Origin of the sequence: Pseudoalteromonas sp. S8-8 (assembly GCF_000497875.1) — a bacterium.
In the GTDB taxonomy this organism is placed as follows: Bacteria; Pseudomonadota; Gammaproteobacteria; order Enterobacterales; family Alteromonadaceae; genus Pseudoalteromonas; species Pseudoalteromonas arctica.
The window spans coordinates 162791-179101 of the sequence record NZ_AUTR01000020.1 but is presented as its reverse complement, the minus strand read 5'-3'; the positions used below and the strand labels follow the sequence as shown (position 1 = coordinate 179101).

15 protein-coding genes are annotated in these 16311 nt (G+C 38.4%); 10 read left to right on the top strand and 5 right to left on the bottom strand.

From position 1 onward, the window contains the following. Window positions 1-38: 38 nt before the first annotated feature. Genes aroK through L659_RS0105625 form a run of 4 tightly spaced genes read left to right on the top strand, consistent with a single transcriptional unit; the run spans window position 39 to window position 3910 of the window. Entirely contained in the window at window positions 39-557 is a 519-nt protein-coding gene (gene aroK, locus L659_RS0105640; protein WP_004589350.1) for a shikimate kinase AroK, read from the top strand. Between the two features lie 27 nt (window positions 558-584). Further along, on the top strand, window positions 585-1655 hold the full coding sequence (gene aroB, locus L659_RS0105635; protein ID WP_010553793.1) for a 3-dehydroquinate synthase: 1071 nt from the start codon (window positions 585-587) through the stop codon (window positions 1653-1655). Continuing rightward, the gene (locus L659_RS0105630; protein ID WP_024589889.1) at window positions 1656-2999 is read left to right on the top strand and encodes an AAA family ATPase; all 1344 of its coding nucleotides are present in this window, start codon (window positions 1656-1658) and stop codon (window positions 2997-2999) included. It abuts the gene before it with no gap. 53 nt (window positions 3000-3052) lie between these two features. Next, the gene (locus L659_RS0105625; protein WP_024589888.1) at window positions 3053-3910 is read left to right on the top strand and encodes a Dam family site-specific DNA-(adenine-N6)-methyltransferase; all 858 of its coding nucleotides are present in this window, start codon (window positions 3053-3055) and stop codon (window positions 3908-3910) included. Here L659_RS0105625 and L659_RS1000000123370 read toward each other — a convergent pair. Together L659_RS1000000123370 and L659_RS0105620 are read right to left on the bottom strand one after the other, a co-directional pair. After that, window positions 3867-4052 (bottom strand): DUF2970 domain-containing protein, encoded by a 186-nt coding sequence (locus L659_RS1000000123370; protein WP_081709141.1) that lies wholly within the window; start codon window positions 4050-4052, stop codon window positions 3867-3869. The genes L659_RS0105625 and L659_RS1000000123370 overlap by 44 nt on opposite strands. 3 nt (window positions 4053-4055) lie before the next feature. Then, window positions 4056-4358: a hypothetical protein gene (locus L659_RS0105620; protein ID WP_024589887.1), complete on the bottom strand. Its 303-nt coding sequence runs from the start codon at window positions 4356-4358 to the stop codon at window positions 4056-4058. A 161-nt stretch (window positions 4359-4519) separates the two neighbouring features. Here L659_RS0105620 and rpe point away from each other — a divergent pair, with 161 nt between their 5' ends. From rpe to trpS, 3 genes are read left to right on the top strand one after another with little or no spacing between them, the layout of a single operon-like run. Continuing rightward, window positions 4520-5203, top strand: coding sequence for a ribulose-phosphate 3-epimerase (gene rpe / locus L659_RS0105615; RefSeq protein ID WP_024589886.1), 684 nt, complete (start codon window positions 4520-4522; stop codon window positions 5201-5203). Next, on the top strand, window positions 5203-5868 hold the full coding sequence (locus L659_RS0105610; protein WP_024589885.1) for a phosphoglycolate phosphatase: 666 nt from the start codon (window positions 5203-5205) through the stop codon (window positions 5866-5868). The genes rpe and L659_RS0105610 overlap by 1 nt, the downstream gene beginning before the upstream one ends. 32 nt (window positions 5869-5900) lie before the next feature. Next, on the top strand, window positions 5901-6905 hold the full coding sequence (gene trpS / locus L659_RS0105605) for a tryptophan--tRNA ligase (protein WP_024589884.1): 1005 nt from the start codon (window positions 5901-5903) through the stop codon (window positions 6903-6905). A gap of 115 nt (window positions 6906-7020) precedes the next feature. On the opposite strand, the gene L659_RS0105600 is transcribed toward trpS, so the two are convergent. Next, window positions 7021-7941, bottom strand: a complete 921-nt coding sequence (locus tag L659_RS0105600) for a TraB/GumN family protein (RefSeq protein WP_024589883.1) — start codon at window positions 7939-7941, stop codon at window positions 7021-7023. A 36-nt stretch (window positions 7942-7977) separates the two neighbouring features. Continuing rightward, a complete protein-coding gene (locus tag L659_RS0105595; RefSeq protein ID WP_024589882.1) occupies window positions 7978-8343 on the bottom strand; it encodes a hypothetical protein in 366 nt (121 codons plus the stop codon). 288 nt (window positions 8344-8631) lie between these two features. Between L659_RS0105595 and L659_RS0105590 the strand changes: the two genes are divergently transcribed. Further along, entirely contained in the window at window positions 8632-10773 is a 2142-nt protein-coding gene (locus L659_RS0105590) for a winged helix family transcriptional regulator (protein WP_024589881.1), read from the top strand. A 405-nt stretch (window positions 10774-11178) separates the two neighbouring features. On the opposite strand, the gene uvrA is transcribed toward L659_RS0105590, so the two are convergent. Continuing rightward, a complete protein-coding gene (gene uvrA / locus L659_RS0105585; protein WP_024589880.1) occupies window positions 11179-14004 on the bottom strand; it encodes an excinuclease ABC subunit UvrA in 2826 nt (941 codons plus the stop codon). 162 nt (window positions 14005-14166) lie between these two features. Here uvrA and L659_RS0105580 point away from each other — a divergent pair, with 162 nt between their 5' ends. Further along, window positions 14167-15534: an MFS transporter gene (locus L659_RS0105580; RefSeq protein WP_010553785.1), complete on the top strand. Its 1368-nt coding sequence runs from the start codon at window positions 14167-14169 to the stop codon at window positions 15532-15534. A 20-nt stretch (window positions 15535-15554) separates the two neighbouring features. Continuing rightward, on the top strand, window positions 15555-16277 hold the full coding sequence (ssb, locus tag L659_RS0105575) for a single-stranded DNA-binding protein (RefSeq protein WP_007586300.1): 723 nt from the start codon (window positions 15555-15557) through the stop codon (window positions 16275-16277). Window positions 16278-16311: the final 34 nt, after the last annotated feature.

Below are 16311 nucleotides of genomic sequence, written 5' to 3'. Positions count from 1 at the left end.
TTTATTTCAAATTTTAGAGTTTGTTTGTACTAAAAGATATGGCTGAGAAACGTAATATATTTCTAGTTGGCCCCATGGGGGCTGGCAAAAGCACGATTGGTCGTCACATCGCTGACCAATTACACCTTGAATTTGTTGATTCTGATCAAGAAATCGAACGCCGCACAGGTGCAGATATTGCATGGGTATTCGATCTTGAAGGTGAAGAAGGCTTTAGACTTCGAGAAGAGTCTGTTATTGGCGATTTAACCGAGATGCAAGGTATTGTACTTGCTACCGGTGGTGGTTCAGTAATGAGCAAAGAAGTTCGAAACAAGCTTTCGGCTCGAGGTATCGTTGTATACCTAGAGACACCTATAGAGAAGCAAGTTGCACGCACGCAACGCGACAAGCGTCGCCCATTACTGCAAACTGAAGAAGCACCTCGTAACGTACTAGAGCGCTTAGCAGAAGAACGCGAGCCACTATACAAAGAAGTTGCTGATTTTGTTGTACGTACCGATGAGCAAAGCGCTAAAGTTGTTGCTAACCAAATCATCGAGAAATTAGATTTTTAAAAACCAATAATAAAGGAATAGCCAAGCATGCTTAAATTAACTGTTAATTTGGACGAGCGAAGTTATCCTATTTATATTGGGCAATCTGCACTTCAAGATAATGGCCGCCTGGTTCACCACATTGGTGATTGTCGGCCTATCATCATTACTAATGACACAATAGCGCCTTTATATTTGCAAAGGTTACTTGATTCATTAGCTGATCTAAATCCGCTATCTTTTATTATTCCTGACGGTGAGCAATATAAATCATTGGAATGGTTTGAAAAAATATCAGCATTTTTACTACAAAATAACTGTGGCCGAGATACGTGTTTAATTGCGTTAGGTGGCGGTGTTGTAGGTGACCTAACTGGTTTTGTAGCGGCTTGTTATCAGCGCGGCGTACCGTTTATTCAAATACCAACGACAGTGCTTTCACAGGTTGATTCATCGGTAGGTGGAAAAACGGCAGTAAATCATCCGTTAGGTAAAAATATGATAGGGGCATTTTATCAGCCTCAAGCGGTTTTTATTGATACGCAAACATTACACACTCTACCTGCACGAGAGTTTGCAGCAGGTATGGCTGAGGTAATTAAGTATGGTCTGATTTACGATACCGAATTATTTGCCTATTTAGAGCGAAATGTGACTAATTTACAGCAACTAGATGAAGCATGCTTACAGCATATCATTTTTAGATGTTGTGAAATAAAAGCGCTTATAGTTGCTCAAGATGAAAAAGAACATGGCTTACGGGCTTTGTTAAACTTAGGCCATACATTTGCCCATGCAATTGAGGCACAGATGGGTTATGGCGTTTGGTTACACGGCGAAGCTGTTGCAACAGGAATGGTATTAGCAGCTAAACTTGCCAAGACACGCCAAGATTTAAGCGCAGATGAAGTTGATCGAATTATTAAGCTGCTTGAGCTATATAATTTACCAACAGAAATTCCAAAGCAAATGACTAGCGAGCAGTTTTTAACGCATATGCGTAAAGACAAAAAGAATAAAAAAGGCACTATCCGCTTTATTCTACCTACCCAATTTGGCCAGTGTGCATTAGTTGATAATGTATCTGATGATCAAGTTAGAGACTTAATCGAGCAGTAAATGCAGTCACAAATTTTACCAAGCCGTGCGGCTTTGGTGGATAGAATCGCACTGCAATTTGAGTACGGGCAAAATTTAATTGTTTTACTTGGCACTTCTGGGCTAGGTAAAAGTTATATGCTCGAAACCTTCATTACAGATAAATACAACGACTTTAATAAAGCCTTTGTGCAAGTAAGTGCACAAATGACTGACGCTCAGCTAATGAGTGAGTTATTAGAGCAAAGCTTTAACTCTCCCCTGATTGATCATAACTTAAGTTTACCTGAAAACTATTACCAATTACTGCAGCAGCAACCATGCGGGCCATGTTTATGGGTACTTGATGGCGGTAGGCAATTATCTGATGAGATGTTAATTGAGCTTGAGTTACTTTCTAAAAACAGCCCAAATACGCTATATATTATAATAGCTTCACAGTCTAAACTGGCTTTAAATAACGCTGTTGAAATTTATTTGGAGCCGCTAACGCTTCGAGAAAGCAAGATGTTATTGCAGTGGTACTTTACAGACTTACCCTATGATGAAGACCCTGTATTTAGTACTTTTTTAGCTGAGGCTCACGGTAATCCCAGCTTATTGCTTGCTTGGCAACCTAGTGAGCACATAGCCGATATTATTGTAAAAGACAAAGTGTCTTGGCGATTACACTTATTGATTTTGATGTTGCTGATTATGTTTTTAATTATTGGTCTGCTTTATAAGTCGGATATGACACAGTGGTGGCAACAGTATTATCAGCAAGAAGAAACACAAGTAATAAATACAGCAATATCTATAGAGCAAGTAAGTGAGCCGGCTATAAAGAAAAATGACTCAATAATTAACTTAAATGACCCCAAAGTTGTTGAGCCAGATATTAAAGCAGAGCGTGTACACATTAATGATGTGCCTGCCATCATGCAAAGCCTTACCGAACCTACGAATACCGTTAACGTATTAGACAATGATGTTGATGATAGTACTAATAATAAAAGCAGTGTATCAAGTGACGTTAAATCTGAAGCTCTAAAAGTAAATACAGCAGAGCAAACCCAGAGTAGCCAAAATAATATATGGTACATGCAGCAAATAGATACAAATAGTGTTATTCAATTATTAGCCGTAACTCAGCAGGAAGTTAGCGATAATTTTATTGCTCAATTCAATCTACAGCAGCAAACTCATACTTACCAAACAAAGCGAAATAATAAAATATGGTGGGTTGTTACATTTGGCAGTTTTGAAAGTATAAACGAAGCAAAATCAGCAATGGATACTTTATCTGCTGAGGTTAGAAAAAATAAACCTTTCTATAAAAAAATTAGTAAAATAAAGCAAGAAATAGCACTCGTTGATCAGTAAAACACACTGCTTTAGTGTAAAATCGCGCAACACCAGATTGAAGTAAAGAGCCAATGCAGCAAAAGAGTAGAGCCTTCCTTAAATGGGCCGGCGGAAAATACAGCCTAGTTGAAAATATTAATGCGCGATTAAACCAAGCTAGCAAGCATGCTGATACGTTGGTTGAACCTTTTGTTGGTGCAGGCTCTGTGTTTTTAAATAGTGACTTTAAACACTATATTCTCAACGATATAAATGCAGACTTAATTAACTTATACAAAGAGCTAAAAAGCTCTCCAGATGAGCTGATTAGTGACGCTAAAAAGTTATTTGTAGATTTGAATAATCACGCAGATGCTTATTACGAATATCGTGTGCAGTTTAATCAAAGTCGTGATGTATATGAACGTTCAATATTGTTTTTATACATGAACCGCCATGGTTACAACGGACTTTGTAGGTATAATTTAAAAGGTATTTTTAATGTGCCTTTTGGTAAATATAAAAAGCCTTACTTTCCTGAAAAAGAAATGTATTTTTTTGCTGAAAAAGCACAAAAAGCAACCTTTACCTGTTTAGATTACGATGACGTTTTTAAGTTAGTGCCTAACAATGCAGTTATTTATTGCGACCCACCTTATGTACCATTAAGTAAAACAGCTTCTTTTACGTCTTACGCTAAAGGGGGGTTTAATTTAGATGATCAGGCTAATTTGGCTAATCTGGCTGAGAAGGCTGCCTTTGAAAATGATACACCAGTGCTTATCTCTAATCACGATACCGTATGGACTCGAAAAATTTATAGCCAAGCATCACTTGATCAAATTCAAGTAAAGCGCACTATTAGCCCCAAAGGTGGCTCTAGAAATAAAGTTGACGAGTTGATGGCTATGTATTTAGCACCCAAGCAACCACTGCGTAAATTGCGATAACAAAAGCAATAAATAGTACAATCGCAATTAGGATGATAGAGATAGGAGAGTGTTGTTTAAAATCGACTTGGCGTTTATTTTCAGATTGAACACCAAAAAATGCTGCTAGCACACTTTGCAACGCACTAAAAAATTGCAGCATTATTTAAAATAAAGGTTTTAAAGATGGAGTGTTTTTAGAATCATCGGAGCTAGTAAGTAGCTCTAGTAAATCGAGGTAATGAAACTGAGCACTACGGCTATCGCCAGTTAACCACGAAAACCACGATGACTCTTCTTCAGCTTTAATACACGTGATTGTAGTTAATGTGTTTTGAGGACTTACCACTTGTGTATTATGACAATTACCTACTGAGCTTAATTCTTGCTCAGAGCTTGAACCAAAGCTAAACGCCCCGATAAGCAGTAATGCCGACGCAATTAATATCCCAGTTTTAAAAGCACGCATGATGAAATCCAATAATTTGTTACTTTTTTAATCATAGCAAATATTGATTAAAAATCAAACTTAAAGTTACCTGAAATAGGGGCTATTACGCCATATTACTTGGGTAACATCTTCAATTAAGTTACATTAACGCAATACACTATTTATTGATGGAGTTAATCATGTTTAACCCAGAGCAAAAATATTTAATAGCCCCTTCTATTTTGTCTGCTGATTTTGCAAAACTAGGCGAAGATGTTGATAAAGTACTCGAAGCGGGCGCTGACGTGGTTCACTTTGATGTAATGGATAATCACTATGTACCTAATCTCACAATTGGTCCTATGGTGTGTAAAGCACTAAGAGGTTACGGCATTACAGCACCTATCGACGTACATTTAATGGTTAAGCCTGTAGATAGTCTTATTCCATTGTTTGCAGAGGCTGGCGCATCAATTATTACTTTTCATCCAGAAGCTAGTGAGCACGTCGATCGTACAATACAGTTAATAAAAGATCACGGCTGTAAAGCAGGCTTAGTGTTTAACCCAGCAACAAGCCTAAGTTATTTGGACCATGTTATTGATAAGCTAGATACCATTTTACTTATGTCGGTTAACCCAGGTTTTGGCGGGCAAAGCTTTATACCTCATACGCTTGAAAAATTACGCCAAGCAAAACAGCGTATTATTGAGTCAGGCCGAGATATTCGCTTAGAGGTTGATGGGGGTATTAAAGTCGATAATATTGCTGCAGCAGCACAAGCGGGTGCTGATATGTTTGTTGCAGGCTCAGCTATTTTTAATCAACCAGATTACAAGGTTGTGATTGACCAAATGCGTAAACAGCTTGGAAGTGTAAAATAATGAAGTACGACGTCGCTTTATTTGATTTAGATGGTACTTTGGTTGATAGCGTTTACGACTTGTATATTGCTATTAATTTAACCTTGAGCAGTCTTGCTTTCCCTATTGTTAGTCAACGCTTGGTTGAAAGCTGGGTCGGTAATGGGGTTGAAGTCCTCGTTAAACGCGCTTTGAGTGGCGATATGCAAGTGAGTGCACATCTAGATGAGTCACTTAGTAGTAAAGCAATATTACAGTTTTATAAGCACTATGAACAACAAGTTGGTGAGTATAGTGTTTTGTACCAACATGTAGAAACCGGGCTTGCAGCACTTCGTGGTATGCCTAAAGCATTAATCACTAATAAGTCTCGAATATTCACAGAAAAACTACTTGATAAACTGGCACTAACGAGTCATTTTGATGTGATTGTATGCGGTGACGACATGGCAAAAAAACCATCGCCAGAGCCATTGCTATTTGCCTGCAAAAAACTAAATGCAGAGCCTAATAAAGCAATAATGATAGGTGATTCTAAAAGCGATATACTTGCAGCTAAAGCCGCTAATATAGACGTAATTGCACTTAGTTATGGCTATAACCAAGGTGAAAATCTTGAGGATTATAATCCACAGTACCTATGCGATCACTTCTTAGATATAATACCTGTTCTAACGCAGCGTTAAATATTATTAATTAAGCAAAATAAAGGAAAATCATGAGTAAACCAGTAGTTTTAAGCGGCATTCAGCCAACCGGTGGTATGACAATAGGCAACTATGTTGGCGCTATTAACCAGTGGCTAAAGTTACAGGAAGACCACGAAAGTTTCTTTATGTTAGTAGACTTACACGCTATTACGGTTCGCCAAGAGCCTGAGTTACTGCGCTCTCGAGTGTTGGATGGTATTGCTCTTTACGCGGCATGTGGCATTGATCCTGAAAAATCTGCGTTATTTGTACAATCACAAGTACCTGAGCACGCACAGTTAGCGTGGGTATTAAATTGTTACGCGCAAATGGGTGAGCTTAATCGAATGACTCAGTTTAAAGACAAGTCATCTAAGCATGCAAATAACGTAAACGTGGGCTTATTTTCATATCCGGTATTGCAAGCTGCGGATATTTTATTATACCAAGCTGATCAAGTACCCGTTGGTGAAGATCAAAAGCAACACTTAGAGCTGACTCGCGATATAGCCACACGCTTTAATAATTTATACGGCGACGTATTTAAATTACCAGAGCCGTACATTCCTGAGTTTGGTGCACGCGTAATGAGCTTGCAAGACCCACTTAAAAAGATGTCTAAGTCTGACGAAAACCCAAATGGTTATATCATGTTATTAGATGAGCCAAAGCAAATTGTGAAAAAGCTTAAAAAAGCAGTAACTGATTCAGATGAACAAGCACGTATTTATTTTGATCGCACAGAAAAGCCTGGTGTATCAAACTTGCTTACTTTATTGAGTGTTGCAACTAAGCGCTCAATAGAAGACCTAGTTCCTGAGTATGAAGATAAAATGTATGGCCATTTAAAGAAAGATACAGCAGATGCAGTTGTAAATATGATTGAGCCAATTCAAGCCCGTTTTAAAGAGATCAGAGAAGATCAAAACCTACTTAATAGCATAATGAAATCAGGTGCTGAAAAAGCAAGTGTACGTGCTGAGAAAACATTGAAATCGGTATACGATGCGCTTGGTTTTATTCCTCGCGGGTAAGTTTATTAAAATAAAAAAATGCCGCTTGTTAGCGGCATTTTTTATATAGCACATATCAACATGATAGACCCAAATAGAAACAGTAGCGATATCGCTAGTTTATCTGTTTTATCCATTATTCAGCCCCTCTTACTGTTATATCTCCCGTGCTATCAATATCAACTAGAGAAACTTTATAGCCCTTGTTTTCAAGTAAGGTAAGTAAACTATCTTGTCCTGCAAGGTGGGCAACTCCAACAAGTACAAACTCATTTTTGTCGTTGTTAAACATGGCTTCTACTTTTGGTAACCAATCATTATTTCTATCTGTAATGATTTGTTTATAGCTATTCGGATCATTTTGCTGCATATCTTCAAGTGCCACTTTATTCAGTGTGTCTGTATCACCTTTGCGCCAGGCAGCTAAAAGTCCTTTAAACATATCGCCATAGTTGTGAAGCTCGGCTAAGTTACGTTTAATGAAATCGTTTTCGTTGCCTTGACCCATTGTTTTAAAAAACTCTAACTGAAATTCGATTGTTTCTAAGTAATTTTTTGTTTTGTTATCTTCAGTCGCTTTTTTAGTAAAGTAAGCATCAACCCCTTCACCCATTAAATTTTGCTTTTGAAGCTCCATCGACATTAAGACAATACTAACCATAGCAGGGCGAAAACCGTCTAACTTAGCTAGGTTAGCGCCAAACTCGCTAAGCTTATTTTCAAGTAAAGCCTTAATCTCGGGTTCTAGCTTTTGACTCAACGTTTCGTTATTTGTATACGATAGCGCACCTAACATTTGCATTTGTGCATTGGTGTCGGCTGGGTCAGGTAACGGTGCTTCTAAAATAATTGTATCTGCTTGTTCATAAGCATGGTTAAACTCAGCGGGTAGTGGCATTTCAGCTTTAGGTAGTATGTGAACTGTACCGCCAATAAATAGTGAGTCATTACCATTGCTTACTTGCCATACAGAGCTTTGAGCCTGTGCTGTATTTGCTAAAAGGCTGCAACTAATTAATACGCTGGCAGATACTAATTTTTTTGTGAACTTTTTCATGATAATTCCTTAATGTAACTTTTAATTTTATTGTTTTTAGTTCGATAACACATTGCTGAAATATGTAGTGATTGACGATGTTACCTTTGAAAGATTTTTATCAATTTGCGAGTTTATTTTGCTCATTGAAGAGTCAAGCTCAGCTGATATTTTTTTATCTATTGAAGAAAGTAATGTCTGCTTATCAACATTACTTTTTAAAGACTCAGAAGCGTCTATTTTGTTTGTTTTTTGTAGTTTTTGATTAACAGGGTTAATTGCCTTTATGCTTTCACCAATCATGCATTTCTCAAAATTATTTTGAACGGTGTTTTGTTTAGTGTCAGCTGCAATAACTGAAGTAGTATTAAAAGCAGTTGCTAGTAGTAAAGCCGGTAGTACTTTTTTCATTGTGCTGTTCATAATTAAACCTTTTATATTTTTTGCTGCAGCCAATTTAGAATCACAAATGATTTTTTACTAAGCTGCTTGTTGATGACGGTTTAAAGAATATCGCTGAATTTATTAAGAGTCGCTTATCTAGTTATGAGCAATTAATAGATAAGGTTTTAAAGCTAAATAATTGTTTAAATTTAGTATGTTAGCTTTAAACCTTATAACGCTAATATAAGGTTTAAAATGCTTTTTCTATAAAAGAAAGTGTAGATGTGATACGGTTTATAAAAATAAAAATAAAAATACGTAAAGACTATGAATTATCAAATCGGACCTTGGCAATTTATTAGTAATCGCTGTGTGATTACTTCAAACCATTTAGAAAGGGAATTAGATCCACTTTTAGTAAAGTTATTACTCCACTTTATAGATAAGCCTCAACAAATCGTTTCCCGCCAAGAGCTTATTGAGAGTGTGTGGCAACAAAGCTTTGTTGACGATAATGCGATTAACCGTGCAATCTCAGAGTTAAGAAAGCAGCTTGCCCACCCAATTGAAAAAGCGCCGCTTTTAAAAACGCATTACCGTAAAGGATATAGCCTAACGGTAATACCTGAGCGTTTAACGCAAGCAAACGTTTCGAAAGAGCCTGCAAACATTTTGCCTGACTCACCGGGTATTTCTGCCAAAAATGAAGAGATAGCTACTGCAACTATTTCGCAACCAGTTCAAAGAACGAATAGTAAAAAGTTTTTGATTTATTCTTTATTCGCCATTATTTGCCTGTGCTTTTTAGTATGGTTTGGGTTGTTTTTTATTAATACACCTTCTAGTGAAAAGATTAAACAGATCACGGTTAATAAGGTAGCAAGCACGTGGAATATAGGCAGTGAGGTTCATCCTGAGATGTCCTCAGATAAACAATATTTAGCTTATACAAATGTTGAACCTGAAAATGACGTAATGCATGCATTTGTAAAACGACTATCTGATCAAAGGGAAGTTGAAATTACCTATCCTGGCTTTCAAGTATCCATTTTATCGTGGCAGTTAAATCAGCACTCTGTGTTGTTACAAGCGACAAACTTAAAGCAGCAAAAGTGTGAAATGGTACTGGTTGATTTAAGCCAGTTTCCTGTTATAGGAAAGGCTACATTAATTAAAAAGTGCGACCTTAGATACACAGGTTATGCGCAAGTAGACGAAAGTGGTGAGCATATTTATTACACCGAATATAAAAATGAGCATGAGGGTTCAGGTTTATATAAATATGATTTAGAACTTAAAAAAGAATTCATAGTGATCCCACCACCAGGCGTCATGTATGGCGTAATCATGCCTCGTTTATCTCATTCTGGTAGTAAAATAGCATATGTACTTAGTCAAAAGGGTAAGCCTTTTTCTGTATTTAGCTACAACTTTGAGACCCATGAAACCAAGCGGTTATTTAAAGCAAAGAAAAGCATAATTAGCTTCGCGTTTGATTGGCTTGCAGACGATAAAGGCGTGATTGTTTTTGAAGACTCTGATCTTTCAACCATTGTGTTTGATGAAAATAATATTATTAAACGCACACTAACGGTTACCCCAGCAATTTCACCTTATTATATTGCAGTTCAATCTGCTAATAGCCTTTTTTACTCAGCAAATAAAACACAAACATTTTCGTTAATTAAAGCGACTAATCTTTTTAGCGATACTCCTGAGTATGAAGCACTCTACAAAAGTGATGAAGACGACTACATCATTGCAGAAGTCATTAATGAGAAAGGGCCAGCGCATATTTTTGTATCCGAGCGCTCTGGTAGCAGTCAGTTGTGGTTATCTCAAAATGGACTTACAAAGCAACTTAGTAACTTTACTTATGAAGGTAAATCTACCTTTGCTATTGGCGGACTAAGGGTATCGAGTAAGCAAGATCGTGTTTTATTAAGAGTTAATAGTGATATTGCATTTTTTGACGTTATGTCGAACAAACTCTATACCATAGCTGAGTTTGAAGGGCGAAAAATACTAAGCTATGTATGGTCTAAAGATAATGAAAGTATAATTTATTTAGAGCGAAGTGGTTCAGAAAATCTATTTGCTCAGTTTAATTTATTAACCCGAGACACAACTATATTAGAGGATGTTAAAGCCAACAAATTAATTTCAGGCGCTGACGGTACTAATTATGCAATTACTAATAATCAGTTAATTAAATTATCAAATAAACAGAGTTGGGAATTGCCTAAAGACGCGCGACAAGCACAAGTTTTTGCCATTAATGGTAATTACCTTTACTACTCTGATGCAATTTCAAGAGTTGCTAGGCTTAATTTAGAAGATAAAACAGTAAAAGATGTGCACGTGGATTTTAAACCCATCGCATTTTTTATTAGTAATAACAATCAGATTTTATTTACAGAATCGAAATATAAAGACATGCAAATAATACAGATAAGTTGGAACGACTAGGGCGTGTCTATCTTTTTAGATTAAGTTTGTAGCAGTGTGTTGTTTTTCTTTAATAACATTTTCGATTGTTATACCAATTCGCTTAATTAAGTGATCTATTTTGAGGATGGAAAAACGTGTTGATAGCTAGGCAAAAAATTCGCTATTTAGTTGCTCTCGGCAATTGCTCCTGCATTGCTCTACCTTCTGCATCCATGCAGTCGTAAATGAGAATTTTTTAACACAGGTAGCGACACGTTTAGCCCCGCAAAATGATTAAGTATTATTGCGGATTGGTATTATGTTGATAAAAGAAAAGTTAGAGCAAAAAAATAGCGAGAAGTGAATCTTCTCGCCATTTTTAATCAAGTGTAATCTCGACAGTTAAATAACCTTAATACCGATTGATTTGTAACAACCGAACCTCTATTTATTTAATAGAGGTTTTAAGTAATGCCCAGTATGTGAACGCTCACATTCGGCTACTTCTTCTGGCGTGCCTGCAATGAGTATTTCACCACCGCCAGCTCCGCCTTCAGGTCCTAAATCGATAACCCAATCTGCTGTTTTAATTACATCGAGGTTGTGCTCAATAACAACAATTGTATTGCCGTGATCGCGCAAGCGATGAAGTACAACAAGCAGCTGTTCAATGTCAGCAAAGTGTAAGCCTGTTGTTGGCTCATCTAATATGTAGAGCGTTTTACCAGTATCACGCTTTGATAGCTCGCGTGCTAATTTTACACGTTGCGCCTCACCACCAGAGAGAGTAGTAGCGGCTTGACCTAAACGCACGTACGACAAACCAACGTCCATCAGCGTTTTAAGCTTACGCGCAATAGCCGGTATTTTATCAAAGTAATCATGCGCGTCTTCAACAGTCATCTCAAGTACTTGGTGTATGTTTTTACCTTTGTATTGTACTTCGAGTGTTTCGCGGTTATAGCGTTTGCTCTTACATACATCACACGGTACATACACATCAGGTAAAAAGTGCATTTCAACTTTAATTAAGCCGTCACCTTGGCAAGCTTCACAGCGTCCGCCTTTAACGTTAAAGCTAAAGCGACCTACTTTGTAGCCACGTGAGCGCGCTTCTTGTGTACCTGCAAATAACTCACGAATACCGGTAAATATACCTGTGTAGGTTGCCGGATTTGAACGCGGAGTACGACCAATCGGGCTTTGATCAATATCGATCACTTTATCAAAATGATCTAAACCACTAATTGATTTATACGGTGCCGCTTCGGCAGTTGTTGCGCCATTTAGCTCTGTATGAGCAAGTTTAAATAAGGTGTCGTTTATTAACGTTGATTTACCCGAGCCCGATACACCTGTCACACACGTCATTAAACCAAATGGGATTTTTAAATCCACATTTTTAAGATTATTACCCGTTGCGCCAAATAGCTCTAGCCATTTGTCGTTTGTTGGGTGACGTTCTTTTGGTATTTCTATTCTACGTACGCCTGATAAAAATTGGCCCGTAACAGACTCTTTGCTTGCTAAAATATCGTCGCGTGTACCTTGCGCAATAATATGCCCACCATGAACTCCCGCGCCTGGACCAATATCAATAATATGGTCAGCGGCACGAATAGCATCTTCATCGTGCTCTACCACAATAACGGTGTTACCTAAGTCGCGTAAATGGACCAGTGTTTGTAGTAAGCGGTCGTTATCGCGCTGATGTAGCCCAATTGATGGCTCATCTAGTACGTACATTACACCTACAAGGCCTGCACCAATTTGACTCGCTAAACGAATACGCTGAGCTTCACCACCTGATAGTGTGTCGGCGCTGCGCTCAAGTGATAAGTAATTTAGGCCAACGTTAATTAAAAACGATAAACGGTCGCGAATTTCTTTTAGTATTTTTTCAGCTATTTGGCCTTTTTGTCCGGTTAGCGTTAACCCTTCAAAAAACTCCATAGCTTCACCAATACTCATGCACGTGATTGCAGGTAAGTTGGTTTTTCCAATAAATACATTTCGAGATTCTTCGCGTAAACGCGAGCCATTACAGCTAGGACATGCTTGGCTTGTTTGGTATTTAGCAAGTTCTTCGCGTACTGAGTTTGACTCAGTTTCGCGGTAGCGGCGATTCATGTTGTTTAACACGCCTTCAAACTCATGATTGCGCGTAATTAAATCGCCACGGTCGTTACGGTAATTAAATGCAATTTTAGTGCTACCAGAGCCATCTAAAATAATTTTTTTCGAGTCGCTGTCTAAATCTTGATAAGGCACATCTAAATCAAAACTATAATGCTCAGCAACGGCTTGTAGCATTTGATAGTAATAAAAGCTGCGTTTATCCCAGCCTTTAATTGCACCGCCAGCAAGGCTTAACTCTGGGTTATGCACTACGCGATTAGGATCAAAATATTGACGTATACCTAAACCATCACAGGTTTGGCACGCACCAGCAGGGTTATTAAACGAAAACAAACGCGGTTCTAGCTCAGTCATTGCATAGCCACATGTAGGGCAGGCAAAGTTTGCTGAGAATAGAATTTCTTCAGCGCTGCTATCATCCATGTATGCTACATGTGCAACGCCGTTAGACATTTCAAGCGCGGTTTCAAACGATTCTGCTAAGCGTTGTTGTAAGCCATCTTTTACTTTAAATCTGTCTACAACAACTTCTATTGTATGTTTTTTATGAAGCTCAAGTGTTGGTGGATCAGATAAGTCACATACTTCACCGTCTATACGGGCGCGAATATAACCTTGACTTGATAGCTGCTCTAATAACTTAACATGCTCACCTTTACGCTCTTTTACTATTGGCGCAAGCAGCATTAATTTACTGCCCTCAGGCAGTGCCAAAACAGTATCTACCATTTGACTAACTGTCTGCGCAGCAAGTGGTAAATCATGTGTAGGGCATCGTGGTTCGCCAACGCGGGCAAACATAAGTCGTAAATAATCGTAAATTTCGGTAATAGTACCCACAGTTGATCGTGGATTATGAGACGTTGATTTTTGCTCAATAGAAATTGCAGGAGAGAGGCCTTCGATGTGATCTACATCAGGCTTTTCCATAAGCGATAAAAATTGTCTTGCATACGCAGAGAGTGATTCAACATACCGGCGTTGTCCTTCTGCATAAAGTGTATCAAATGCAAGTGATGACTTCCCCGAACCAGATAGACCAGTAATAACTATTAATTTATCACGTGGGATGGTTAGGCTGATGTCTTTTAAATTATGCGTACGGGCGCCTCGGACTTCAATGTTTTCCATGCTATCTCGTTTATTACCAAAATTATTTACTCAGTATCGCATAATACGAAGCAATATTAATCCTTGATCAATGAAAAATCCTTACTTATAGGCGATTAATTATTGCTACGCTTATGGTAGAATCTCAACCTCAATTTTTCATAGAGTAAGATCTCGCAGATAATGACCGCATCTTCACTTAATTCACGAGAAAAACGCGCCGCAGTATCGCTGGCGAGTGTGTTTGCATTTAGAATGCTCGGCTTGTTTATGCTGATGCCTGTATTGGCTATTTATGGACAATCGCTTGAAGGTTTTTCGCCTATTTGGATTGGTTTTGCCATTGGTGCGTATGGTTTAACGCAAGCCGTATTGCAAATACCTATGGGTCGATTATCCGATAAAATTGGTCGTAAAAAGGTTATTGTTGGTGGCTTAGTCGTATTTGCTATTGGCTCTGTAGTTGCTGCATTAGCTGACTCTATTCAAATGGTTACTGTAGGCCGCGCTCTACAAGGTATGGGTGCAATAGCCAGTGCACTACTCGCGTTTGCTTCAGATTTAAGCCGCGATGAGCAACGACCAAAGGTAATGGCCGTTATTGGTATGAGCATAGGAATGAGCTTTGCCTTTGCTATGCTACTTGGGCCAATTGTTGCAGCTTCGTGGGGTATTGCGGGTGTATTTTGGTTGACTGCTATTTTAGCTGTTTTTGGTATATTTATAGTGACTATGCTAGTGCCAAATGCGGTAAATAAAGCGCCCAAAGGCGATACATTAGCAAGCTTTAGCGACATTAAAAAACTAATTAAGCACCCTCAGTTAGCACGATTAAATGCAGGTGTATTGCTATTACACTTAACGCTAACCACAATATTTGTCGTACTGCCGAGTCAATTAATTAAAGATGGCTTAGTTGCCGACCATCACTGGTATCTATATATTCCAGTGCTATTTTTAGCATTTTTATTAATGGTACCAATAATGATTGTGGCCATTAAAAAAGAGAAAGAAAAACAAGCATTTATTGGCTCAGTAGCCTTGTTAACTATTAGCATGCTAGCAATGTCGGTATGGGTTAATAGTGTAGTAGGCATTGCTGTGTGTATGCTGCTTTATTTTGTGGCGTTTAACTTTTTAGAAGCCACTATGCCTGCGCTTGTATCGCGAATAGCACCTGCAAGCCAAAAAGGTTCAGCAATGGGTGGCTACTCATCTAGTCAGTTTTTAGGCGCCTTTTTAGGCGGTATGTTAGGTGGTTATGTAGCACAAACTACAACGACGCAAGCTGTGTTTGCGGCAGCGGCACTTGTTGGGTTAATATGGCTTATTATTGCGTGGAAAATGCAAGTCCCACCCAAAAGTAAAGTTATTAGTTTAATGACCAAATTAGATTCTGAAGAGCATGCTCAAACACTTGCTTCTCAGTTAGTTGCTTTACCAGGCGTAATAGAAGCAACTGTGGTTCGCGATGAAAGTCGCAGCTATTTAAAGATTAATGATAAAGAATTTGACCTAGACCAAGCACGTAAAGTAGCTGGTTTAATCTAACATTTATAGGAGATGGTTCCATGGCACGCGGTGTGAACAAAGTAATTTTGGTTGGTAATTTAGGGCAAGATCCTGAAGTTCGTTATATGCCTAACGGCAATGGTGTAGCAAATATTACCTTAGCAACTTCGGATAGCTATAAAGATAAAAACACTGGCCAAATGGTTGATAAAACTGAGTGGCATCGTGTTGTGTTCTTTGGCAAATTAGCTGAAATTGTTGGTGAATATTGTCGTAAAGGTTCACAAATTTATGTTGAAGGTAAACTTCAAACACGTAAGTGGACCGATCAACAAGGCCAAGAAAAATACACTACAGAAATAGTTGTAGATGGCTTTACTGGTCAAATGCAAATGTTAGGCGCACGTGGTGGCGATCAGCAAAGTGGTGGTTACCAAGGTAATCAGCCGCAAGGTGGACAACAAGGTGGTGGTTACCAAGGTAATCAGCCGCAAGGTGGTCAACAAAGCGGTGGTTACGGTCAAAATAACCAAGGCCAAGCTGCACAGCAAAGTGGCTATAATCCGCAGCAACAAGCCGCACCAGCAGCACAACCAAAACCGGCTCCAGCACCACAGCAGCAAAGTAATCAATATCAGCCGCAAGGTGGTTATGCACCACAGCAAAAAAGTGCACCACAACAGCAAGGTGGTTTCGCTCCTAAACCACAAAGTGCTCCGCAAGGTGGCGCATCAAACCCAATGGAACCAACCATTGATTTTGACGACGATATCCCGTTCTAAATGATATAAAGTTATTAGTGTAATACTCATATTA

Coding starts and splice junctions, on each gene's coding strand:
- aroK (WP_004589350.1), top strand. CDS start 39: ATGGCTGAGAAACGTAATATATTTCTAGTTGGCCCCATGGGGGCTGGC.
- aroB (WP_010553793.1), top strand. CDS start 585: ATGCTTAAATTAACTGTTAATTTGGACGAGCGAAGTTATCCTATTTAT.
- L659_RS0105630 (WP_024589889.1), top strand. CDS start 1,656: ATGCAGTCACAAATTTTACCAAGCCGTGCGGCTTTGGTGGATAGAATC.
- L659_RS0105625 (WP_024589888.1), top strand. CDS start 3,053: ATGCAGCAAAAGAGTAGAGCCTTCCTTAAATGGGCCGGCGGAAAATAC.
- L659_RS1000000123370 (WP_081709141.1), bottom strand. CDS start 4,052: ATGCTGCAATTTTTTAGTGCGTTGCAAAGTGTGCTAGCAGCATTTTTT.
- L659_RS0105620 (WP_024589887.1), bottom strand. CDS start 4,358: ATGCGTGCTTTTAAAACTGGGATATTAATTGCGTCGGCATTACTGCTT.
- rpe (WP_024589886.1), top strand. CDS start 4,520: ATGTTTAACCCAGAGCAAAAATATTTAATAGCCCCTTCTATTTTGTCT.
- L659_RS0105610 (WP_024589885.1), top strand. CDS start 5,203: ATGAAGTACGACGTCGCTTTATTTGATTTAGATGGTACTTTGGTTGAT.
- trpS (WP_024589884.1), top strand. CDS start 5,901: ATGAGTAAACCAGTAGTTTTAAGCGGCATTCAGCCAACCGGTGGTATG.
- L659_RS0105600 (WP_024589883.1), bottom strand. CDS start 7,941: ATGAAAAAGTTCACAAAAAAATTAGTATCTGCCAGCGTATTAATTAGT.
- L659_RS0105595 (WP_024589882.1), bottom strand. CDS start 8,343: ATGAACAGCACAATGAAAAAAGTACTACCGGCTTTACTACTAGCAACT.
- L659_RS0105590 (WP_024589881.1), top strand. CDS start 8,632: ATGAATTATCAAATCGGACCTTGGCAATTTATTAGTAATCGCTGTGTG.
- uvrA (WP_024589880.1), bottom strand. CDS start 14,004: ATGGAAAACATTGAAGTCCGAGGCGCCCGTACGCATAATTTAAAAGAC.
- L659_RS0105580 (WP_010553785.1), top strand. CDS start 14,167: ATGACCGCATCTTCACTTAATTCACGAGAAAAACGCGCCGCAGTATCG.
- ssb (WP_007586300.1), top strand. CDS start 15,555: ATGGCACGCGGTGTGAACAAAGTAATTTTGGTTGGTAATTTAGGGCAA.